This is a genomic window from uncultured Blautia sp. (assembly GCF_902497045.1).
Taxonomy (GTDB): Bacteria; Bacillota; Clostridia; order Lachnospirales; family Lachnospiraceae; genus Blautia_A.
The window spans coordinates 1-9,455 of record NZ_CABVDF010000103.1 but is presented as its reverse complement, the minus strand read 5'-3'; the positions used below and the strand labels follow the sequence as shown (position 1 = coordinate 9,455).

The following is a 9,455-nucleotide window of genomic DNA, read 5'->3' as shown; positions in this document are numbered from 1 at the left end:
CCTATTTTATTATTTTAACGCCCATAGAGGCAGAAAGGAGATTTTTATGTCATCAATCATCTTAGTAACAGGAAGGGTAACTGCCGATCCGGTTATACAGCAAGGGAGAACCACAGGTACAGAATATATAAACCTTGGACTTGCAACCAACCAGAGAGGCGCCGACGGAAACGATGAAGCCGTTTTCTATCAGTGCTACTGCAACAAGTTTCTTGCTGACCGTCTTGGGAAAGCAGGTGTCAAAAAAGGAACCTGCTTACTGGTATACGGCGAATTGGAACTACGCCCATTTCTTTATCAGAAAGGGGAACGTGCCGGTCAGCCGGGTTTAGACGCTCATATTACGGTAAAAGACTGGCAGTTCTTACCAGCGAACCGCACTGATGGAAATGCAATGGCAGGCACTGCAAATCCTGCCGCCGGAACTACTCCACCACCTGCAGCACCGGGTACGGGTTCTGCATATCCTGGTGGACCTGCCATGGGAATGAACGGGGCAATGCCCGCTAACCAAACCATGCAGAATGCAACGGGACAGCAAATGCCACAAACACAGGCTGGTTATTCGATGCCACAGGGAAATCCTGCAAATGTAGCACCAGTCGCAGGCAATTATTCTGGAGATGGATTTACCAATATTCCAGAAAGCATGCCACCACAGCAGCTTCCATTCCCGTAAAAACAAATCAATGAACTGAAAGTCAAGAGGAATTGCATCTGGTCAGTAATACTGACCTTTTGCAGTTCCTTTTTTTCTGAAAGGAGAAAACGCACATGAAATCTAAAAGAAAAACACCTAAAACTTTATGTATGATTGTTTCTATCCTATTTGTAACACTGATTTTTGTTCCAAACAGTAAAAATCACTTCCTACTTGCAGGTATCGGAATTTCTGGTCTTTTCCTGGTTATTGGTTCCCTGATTCTTCCGGCTTTTCCAAGACTTTCACGCAAACTGTCTTATCGCCGGACAAAAGGACACCAAAAACCCTGGACGTGGCTGAAAAATCCAGAACCGGTCACTGATGCAGAAAAGCTTCTCTGGAGGCAAATTAGTTATCAAATTACAGATAAGCTTCAAGCTGCCTTTCCGGATGCCACTTGGGAGTTTCAAAAACACCCCTCTATGGAGCAGCTACTAAGTGGCTGTACCATACGGCTTCGTACCTTTCATACAGAAGACTATAATTTTGCAGAAGTTCGCATGAACCCGTATGGATACCTGGAACTTCAGATGCTCACTATTTCTAGTTTAAAGAAATCGAACATCCCTTCTGAAGAAGGGGATACACCGGAAGCTGATCCAGAGTCTTGGTATACTCTCATAGGAAAAGTCAAACTGGAAAATCTCATTGGGCAGTTACATGCCAAAGGACATAAGAAACTTTATATCAATGAATCCGGACAGATTTATATTCAGAACGGGGACACACAGGAAATCAAAGACCACTTTGACTATTTTCCACCCCGCAATTACTGGGATGTTTTAATCACACTTTTCCAGAAAGAGGATCTGACCGCAAAAGAAACAGATCAGGCACTTGAGTTGTCCTGGATCAAAGAATAAGGAGGGATCAAAAGATGTCAAATACAAAATTAGTACCAACATGGACGTTTCAGCGCTCACTGCCGGAACCATTTGATGTATATTCAGGCAGTAGTGCTGTATTTAAAAATATTTCTTCCAGATATTGTACCCAGCCACAAAAAAAGGCAACACTACACGCCGCAACTTTACAGGCAGTGTTCACCTATATGGATCTGGAAAATCCTCCAGCCGGAAAAACTCCGGAAGAATTAGGAGCTATCGGAAGTCAGTCCAATAATTTTACGATTGCAGAATATCCAAGCCGAACCGGACAACTCCATGTGGTGATTTATAACCGCATCACTGGAAAGTTTATTGCTGGTAAATTTGAACAGCCTCTGGATCTGGAAACCCAGTCCGAAGCTTACCAATTTACGGAAACAGGGAACTCAGGTTCTGCTCTGTACTTTGCTCTCATGCCAACATTCCTTGGTGACGAAGAGTTCAGTGAAAAATATCAGGAATTGAAAGAACAACGGGAACGCGGGTATCCGGATATGGATGAAGCAGCTCAGACAGCCGCTATTCTCTGCGATAATGTTTATCGCCGGATCCGCTATGGTGATACACTTCCTTCCGGAAATATCAAAAATGATATTCCGGCAAAAGGATTGATTCAAAGACTTACTCCTCTAAACATCCAAAAGGGTGTATTTGCACCTACTGATGTGATACAGGGAACCTTTCAGGTCTTAAAAAGCGGAGTCAGTTACAAACGCAGCCACACCTCCATTTTACAAAGTGATTTTGTCAGCAAATACATTCTGTCCGAGTCCCGGACACTCACTCCCCAAGAAGAATTAACAGTTCCAATCCTTGAAGACTGGTACATCATACCAAAGGAAATCCAAAGGATCTGCGAACATGCCAAATTAACTACCAGCACCAATCAACCAATGCGTAATTTTCTCCTCCGGGGACCTGCTGGAACCGGGAAAACTGAAGGTGCCAAGGCAATCGCAGCCGGTATGCATCTGCCATACCGCTGTATTACCTGCTCTGCAAACACAGAGATTTTTGATCTGCTTGGTCAGATTCTCCCAGATGTAGATGGGAAAATGGCATCCATTCAAACAGAACTCCCTTCATTCCAGGACATTATGCTGGATCCGGCTACTGCCTACGAAAAGTTGACCGGAACCTATGATGAAACAGTAACGGAAGATATAGTCTATCAAACATTAGTGGATCACATTTTTGAAGAAATGCACCAGAAATATACAGAAACATCCAAAAGCCAACGCTTCCGCTATGTGGATACCCCGTTGGTAGAAGCAATCCGTAATGGGTATCTGGTAGAAATCCAAGAGCCTACGGTCATTGCAAACCCTGGTGTTCTGGTTGGTTTAAATTCTCTTTTGGATCGCTGCAACAGCGTATTTCTGCCAAACGGAGAAGTTATCAAACGCCATTCAGATACAATCATCGTAGTTACAACCAACAATGACTATGCAGGATGTCGTCCAATGAATCAATCCGTCATTTCCAGAATGAACTTAGTCATTGATATGGATGAACCAGACGAAGACACCATGATTGAACGCGTGCTTGCCATTACCGGCTGCGCAGATAAAAAATCTGTTCGCACCATGGCTCAGATTGTACGATCCATTGCTCAATATTGTCAGGACAACCTGATTACTGATGGATGCTGTGGAATCCGAGAACTAATCGCATGGGTACAATCCTTTATGGTATGCGGTGATTTAATGGAAGCCGCACATTATACGATCCTTTCTTCCGTAACGGCAGATACAGAAAGCCGTTTGGAGATTGAAGGCAGTTGTCTGGAAACCGTAATTGCGGCATAAGTGATGTTATGATGAAACGAAATTATCCAGAAGAGGAGCTTCGCCTTACACTGGCACAAAATCTGATCTTCCTTCGGAAATCCCGGAAAAACAGATTGTCACAAAAAGCGCTGGCAAGGTATCTACAGCTTCCAACCAAAACTGTTATGAATTATGAAAATGGCAAAGCTACTCCCATGGCATACGCAGTCCTTCGCCTGGCGAATTATTACGGCTGTACAGTAGAGGAGCTTTTGACCACAAATATGCGAAAGAAGGAAAGGTGAATACATTGAACAGTAACCAAAAAACTTTAAAACGAATGATTCAGGATACCAAACTGCAGATTTCAGATGAGGAACTATTCCTCTCAGCAGCATTCCAAAAGCACCAGACTTCCCTGGCGAAAGCGGCTACTGGCCGTTCTCGCTATGGGTTACAGGTTATCACAAACTGGGATACATCAGAAGATGCCGGAGTTGCTTATACCGATAACTATAAAATCCATTGCAATGCCGGGAACCCCATTACACAAAGTTTCCCTTCCCGCTTTTTGCGGGCATTGAGTATCAGCGGATTTACCGGGCATGAGACCGCACATCTTCGATATTCTGATTTTACTTCCCTTAACCTCTATCTTACAAAATTGGAACAGGGGATTTTTTATCCTGAACCACCGGAAATAAACTATCCGGAATATCAGAGAAACCTGGATGTCATTACCGAGGCTATGGAAGAAAAAGATAGAGCTGTATGCTTAACACTCTCACGCTGCGCTGCACAAATTAACAACATCCTAGAAGACATCTATATAGAAGCTCGTATGTGTGAAGACTGTCCCGGCACGTTCAAGCAGGGAATCCAGATGAATCATTTCCGCATGACTGAACTGATTCCGGACATCCACGACCAGATTGCTCAAGGATACCAACCCTTTTCTATTATGAGTAATCTTCTGTTATCCTACTGCCGGACCGGCAACATCAACAACCGTACCGACTACTCCGGCGAATATATGGATACACTGATGGACTGCACCGAATACATTGATGAAGCCTTAAATGCACCAGAAGGGAAAGCCCGTATGGCAGCCAGTAACCATTTGGCAGTCATCTGCTGGAAATACATTGAACCTTTGGTGGATAAAATGCGGGAAGAATTGGAAAAGCAAGATGAAGAAGGCGCTGCGAATGACTTAGAAAAGATACTTGGAAATGAATTAACCGGTGCAAGCCCACTCCCTATCGGAAAAAACGGAGGCATCCCCAAAAATCTTGGCGGACCTTCCAACGGCTCTGCTCCAGGTGTGGATCTTTCCCCAAAGGGCAGACAAGAGTTAATGGAAGCTGCTAAGAAGGTGTTTCAGGAAGAAGGTGGGAGGATTGAACTTGCCAAAACAACAAGTATTATGGATGGCAATAATCCGGGGATTACCTTTGAAAATCAGTATTCTGGTTCCGGCTACGAACATGCCGCATCTGATCTTGCCCGCATCTTAACAGATGTGGCAACAGGGATTGCAGAAGTAAAGTATGAACAGGAGCTAACAGAAGAACTCCAGAAAACTGCAGATGAAATCAACTATGGAAATGCACATGCCGGTATCCACGTTACGGTCCACCGGATGAATACCGTTTCCGATTTCCTGATTCGGGAATACAGTCAGATTGCCACACCGCTTTTACGGGCATCCAAACGTCTGCAAAATTCCATTTTGCCACTGCTGAAGGATGAAGCAGAAGGTGGAAAACAAAAGAATCTGATGTTTGGAAAACGTCTGGATATGCGCGTCCTGCACCGGGAAGACGGAACCATCTTTACCCGTACACGCCTGCCAAATGATGAACAGCGACTGGCAGTTGGATTACTGGTGGATGAAAGCGGCTCTATGGACTGGGGTGACCGGATTACACATGCAAGAAAAACAGCAATCGTTTTATATGATTTCTGCATCAGCCTGGGAATTCCAATTACAATTTATGGACATTCCACCGGTTATGATGATGTGGATCTTTATTCCTACGCCGAATTTGATTCTCTGGATGCATCTGACCGTTATCGTCTGATGGATATGTCAGCCAGAGGAGGTAACCGGGATGGCGCTGCTCTTCGCTTTGTGGCAGAGCATTTAGCAAAACGTCCGGAAACAAGAAAGCTGTTGATCATCATTTCTGACGGTCAACCGGCTGCAGGTGGATACTCTGGTACAGCAGCGGAAGCAGATCTTCGCGGAATCAAGAAAGAATTTCAAAAGCGTGGGGTAATCACGTTTGCGGCAGCCATTGGGGATGATAAGGAGAACATACGCCGAATTTACAAGGATGGTTTCTTAGACATAACCAGATTAGAGGATCTGCCAAAGAACATGACACAGCTTGTAAAACAATATCTTAAATAGAAAGAAGGGATAACTAAAATGAATGAAACATATCAGAACCGTATCACAGACCAAATCTGCAAGATCCAAACGGATAAAAAACTGATTGCGTTTTACGACAAACTGCTTACTACTACCTATAACTCCTTTGCCCAGCTACACGCTAAAGGAGAATATGCGGAAAATGGACACAAGGCACACTCTCTCATTGGGATTTCCATTCAGGATTACTCCAGTGGTACAGGAGATCGGAATATCATTACCAGATTTCATCTCGCACCAGAGCAAATCCAATTTCTCTTAACCAGAATTACAGCCGGGTTCCCGGAATTTGAATGGAGTCAGAGCAAAATCTTTGGAAATCCAGATGCGAACGGATACTCTACTGCACAGCAGTTCTTTATATCCCGCCATGTGTATAACAGCAAACAGGAAGTTCAGAACAGTCCCTGGAGAATCCAGATTGTCAACGGGAAAGGAATTAAAAAACAGAATCGAAATGGTGGTTCCTATATGCAGGCAAAAAGCTTTGTTTCAGAAAAAACTGCTTTCATACAGTTGACAGATATGGATCTTTATACCCTCTTAAAACGAGTGGATTCCTACATCACCAACTGGGAAGCAGCCTATGCACCGACCTTAATCATAAACGGTAAGCAGATGCTGAACCAACAAAGACAGGCACAACAGCCAGCCGCAGCACCATATAACCAAGGACAATACGCAGAACCAAATTTTTACGTTGCGTAATAGAACGTTAGAAAGGGCAGTCTTCAATGGCTGCTCTTTTTGTAAAAGAAAGGAGGACTTTATGGAATATGCAACCTTACTGAACATGGATCGACAGGGGCGTATCGTCATTCCCATTCAGGTCCGGAAAGCCCTGAAACTTGAGGAAGGCGATTTACTCGCTCTGGAAGCGAATGAAAAGAATATCCTGCTCCGTAAACAGACCGCATACATTCCTCTGGATGCAGGTCTAAAGGAGTTTTTAGACATTCTTCATGCCAATGTTCCCAGTCGCATTCTGCTTTGCAATGAAACAAAGGTACTTGCAGTAAAAAATTATCATGCCGCACTGAACATGCCGGTAACGGAAACCATACGTCAATTTGTCCAGAAGGAAACCATGCAGTTATTTTCTCTGCAGGATGGCGTTTATCCGATTCCTTCCGGCAGGTATCCAGTATCTGCCTTTTTCCCAATCCCCGGTGAAACCAGATATGGATCGGCACTTGGATTACTGCTTTGTCCGATCAATGACCGTAATTTCAGCGAAATGGAACTGGGGTGTGCAAAGATGACTGCAGCCGCCATCACCCGCTATATCAATCAGTGAAAGGAGTGTAAACACCATGATGAATCAGAAAATAAATACTAATTGCAAAAAAGAAACATTACTCACCGGACAGATCTGTTTCCCGCTTCGTATTGGGGAACGTGCCGTTATTATCGGAACCGGATCACGTTCTATGATAACATCCAGAGTTATCACTATTCAGGAAGTATCTGCAGATGGTGTGGTATTTGAAACGCAAAACACCATTTACCATTTAAGCTATACCTCTGAACCAGTTTCGGAAGTGATGTGTGCTTGAGTCATGTATATGAATTGGGGAGCAGCCTATGTAAGCTGCTCTCTACATTAAAGAAAAATCGGGAACAGGTGCCTCTTCATATTCTAAAGACACAATACAAAGTGCCTTACAAGGCTCTGATCAGACAGATCAACGAGACCGCCACCGCATTTGTTAAAGAAGTGGTTTTTTCAAAACTTCTAATGAATCCGGATGAAGAGAAAGAAGAACAATATTCCGTTATACAGGAAATCATCAACACTTCCGGAATGCTAAAGGAAATGAACCATTCATTGTCCCAAACGTATGATGTGGAACTCCTGCATAGGCAGGCTCTAAAGCTCAGGGGATGCATTGAGGATGCACTCTATCCTTATATTGCACGCAAAGATTGTTTGGTAGTGGATATGGAACATATCGAAGATACTCCGATCATCTATAACACCATTACTCGAAAAGTTTATGAAAATGACCAATGGGTTGACCGCAAACTGGATCTGCAAGGAAAATTCCTTTTGTTTATAAAACCAGATAACGGCAGTCCTCAACAATCAGAAAAGGAGATGTTACAAAATGAATCTAAACCAATACCTTCCCTACATATTCCTTCAGAATATGATACAAAAACGCAAGGATCGCATTTATGAATATCAACACCGGTCTTATTGGGAAGCAGACTTTATCAATCGCTGTTCAGACCGACTGCATAGCGGTATTGGACGCTGCAATCTGCCCTATGAAACACTGTCGGAAGACAGGGAACTCTTAAATACTGCATATACCATTTATCAGAAAATACAAGATTGTAATGTTGCTTATAATGATACATTGGACTGCGTAATTGACCGGATAGAAGAAATGATCGGGGAGGTGCAGTGATGGCAAATATCTGCTGTGATGATGTTTACTTTTACTCTACGGACAATCCAAACGGCTTGAATGCCTTATGGGACGATTTAAACAAAGCTATTTCTTTCAACGATCCTATGTCTAACGGCTGGCTGGGAAACTGGTTTGCTTTTAAAGAAATTCCCACTGAGAATATATACTTACGGGGAAATATTATAGACATGGACAAAAATGAACATAGCGTTTTCATTGCACTGTCAACTGCATGGACACCTCTTTATGATGCATATCAAATAATTGCAGAAACATATCAGATTCATTTTGTACTAAAAAGTATCGAACCTGGCTGTGGAATCTATTATAATACCGATCTTACGGGTGATTTTTTCCCAGATGAATATTGTGTGACCTATTGCAATGAATCTTACATTACGCCTTCCGGAGAATCACTTGGACAACGTGTGGAAATAGAAGAATGTTTCTCATCAGAAGCATCCCTTCTTCAGCGTTTTCACGACCTTGGATATCCGGCTGACTCTTACCAGCAGCTAAAACTGCTGACAGAAGACTATGAAATCTGGATCCACCAGTTTGAAAATCCATACAACTAAAAAAATACTTCGAGCCGCCCAGATGGACGGCTCTTTTCATGTCTTATACCATAGCAAAACGGCAGTAAATAGTTTCTACTGCCGCTTTGCTACTTTAAAATTCATTTCTGCTATATTTAACTGTTACAACAGCTACTATTTTCTCTGGCTCTAATATCTCATAAACAATAATATATCCAGAAACAAATAGCTGCCGATAACCTTTATAGGCATAAAATCCTCGTTTACGTTCTGCCCCTCGGTAGGGCTGTTCATCAAGACTAAGAATGGCTTTTTCGATTTGATCTACAATATCCATTGCACTGCTATCATAATTACTATTCAGTGCAATCTGTTCATAAATCTGGTCCAAATCCCGGTATGCCTGCGGGAACATTTTAACTGTATATTTATCCAAAATGTTTTCTCCTCAAAACAGAAAGAGCTTCTTTGGCATCCAAAAGTTCTGCTCCTTCGGCAACCTCTTGCTCTGCATCATGTATTGCTCTATCTATTATTTTTTCACTCATCAGTTTATCATACGCTTCTATACTCATCACTACTAAATCTCCAAATCCATTTTTTGTTATAAAAATTGGTTCCTGCTGTTGATGACATAACTCTGAAATCTCATTTGTATTTCTCAATTCGGTAATCGGTTTAATTACTGGCATAAATCCACGCT

At 42.8% G+C, this 9,455-nt stretch carries 12 protein-coding genes; 10 read left to right on the top strand and 2 right to left on the bottom strand.

The features are described from left to right. Nucleotides 1-46 precede the first annotated feature (46 nt). The 10 genes from RDS42_RS08830 (at nucleotide 47) to RDS42_RS08785 (ending at nucleotide 8,791) form a co-directional block, all read left to right on the top strand. The gene (locus RDS42_RS08830) at nucleotides 47-679 is read left to right on the top strand and encodes a single-stranded DNA-binding protein (RefSeq protein ID WP_308783331.1); all 633 of its coding nucleotides are present in this window, start codon (nucleotides 47-49) and stop codon (nucleotides 677-679) included. A 95-nt stretch (nucleotides 680-774) separates the two neighbouring features. Further along, nucleotides 775-1,566: a hypothetical protein gene (locus RDS42_RS08825; protein ID WP_308783330.1), complete on the top strand. Its 792-nt coding sequence runs from the start codon at nucleotides 775-777 to the stop codon at nucleotides 1,564-1,566. 14 nt (nucleotides 1,567-1,580) lie between these two features. Continuing rightward, nucleotides 1,581-3,398 (top strand): ATPase, encoded by a 1,818-nt coding sequence (locus tag RDS42_RS08820; protein WP_308783329.1) that lies wholly within the window; start codon nucleotides 1,581-1,583, stop codon nucleotides 3,396-3,398. A gap of 8 nt (nucleotides 3,399-3,406) precedes the next feature. Continuing rightward, nucleotides 3,407-3,664: a helix-turn-helix transcriptional regulator gene (locus tag RDS42_RS08815; protein ID WP_308783328.1), complete on the top strand. Its 258-nt coding sequence runs from the start codon at nucleotides 3,407-3,409 to the stop codon at nucleotides 3,662-3,664. Further along, nucleotides 3,661-5,775 (top strand): VWA domain-containing protein, encoded by a 2,115-nt coding sequence (locus RDS42_RS08810; protein ID WP_308783327.1) that lies wholly within the window; start codon nucleotides 3,661-3,663, stop codon nucleotides 5,773-5,775. The genes RDS42_RS08815 and RDS42_RS08810 overlap by 4 nt, the downstream gene beginning before the upstream one ends. An 18-nt stretch (nucleotides 5,776-5,793) precedes the next feature. After that, on the top strand, nucleotides 5,794-6,504 hold the full coding sequence (locus RDS42_RS08805; RefSeq protein WP_308783326.1) for a hypothetical protein: 711 nt from the start codon (nucleotides 5,794-5,796) through the stop codon (nucleotides 6,502-6,504). 61 nt (nucleotides 6,505-6,565) lie between these two features. Then, nucleotides 6,566-7,093 carry an AbrB/MazE/SpoVT family DNA-binding domain-containing protein gene (locus RDS42_RS08800; RefSeq protein ID WP_154322851.1) on the top strand — a complete coding sequence of 176 codons (528 nt, stop codon included), beginning with the start codon at nucleotides 6,566-6,568 and terminating at the stop codon, nucleotides 7,091-7,093. 16 nt (nucleotides 7,094-7,109) lie between these two features. Beyond that, on the top strand, nucleotides 7,110-7,352 hold the full coding sequence (locus RDS42_RS08795) for a hypothetical protein (RefSeq protein ID WP_059066994.1): 243 nt from the start codon (nucleotides 7,110-7,112) through the stop codon (nucleotides 7,350-7,352). Next, nucleotides 7,349-7,978, top strand: coding sequence for a hypothetical protein (locus RDS42_RS08790; RefSeq protein WP_308783325.1), 630 nt, complete (start codon nucleotides 7,349-7,351; stop codon nucleotides 7,976-7,978). Before RDS42_RS08795 ends, RDS42_RS08790 begins: the two co-directional genes overlap by 4 nt. Before the next feature lie 231 nt (nucleotides 7,979-8,209). After that, the gene (locus RDS42_RS08785) at nucleotides 8,210-8,791 is read left to right on the top strand and encodes a hypothetical protein (RefSeq protein WP_308783324.1); all 582 of its coding nucleotides are present in this window, start codon (nucleotides 8,210-8,212) and stop codon (nucleotides 8,789-8,791) included. A 94-nt stretch (nucleotides 8,792-8,885) separates the two neighbouring features. On the opposite strand, the gene RDS42_RS08780 is transcribed toward RDS42_RS08785, so the two are convergent. Then, nucleotides 8,886-9,188, bottom strand: coding sequence for a type II toxin-antitoxin system RelE/ParE family toxin (locus RDS42_RS08780; protein WP_118977225.1), 303 nt, complete (start codon nucleotides 9,186-9,188; stop codon nucleotides 8,886-8,888). Beyond that, complete coding sequence (locus RDS42_RS08775; RefSeq protein WP_055158065.1) at nucleotides 9,181-9,444, bottom strand: type II toxin-antitoxin system prevent-host-death family antitoxin; 264 nt, start codon at nucleotides 9,442-9,444, stop codon at nucleotides 9,181-9,183. Before RDS42_RS08775 ends, RDS42_RS08780 begins: the two co-directional genes overlap by 8 nt. Nucleotides 9,445-9,455: the final 11 nt, after the last annotated feature.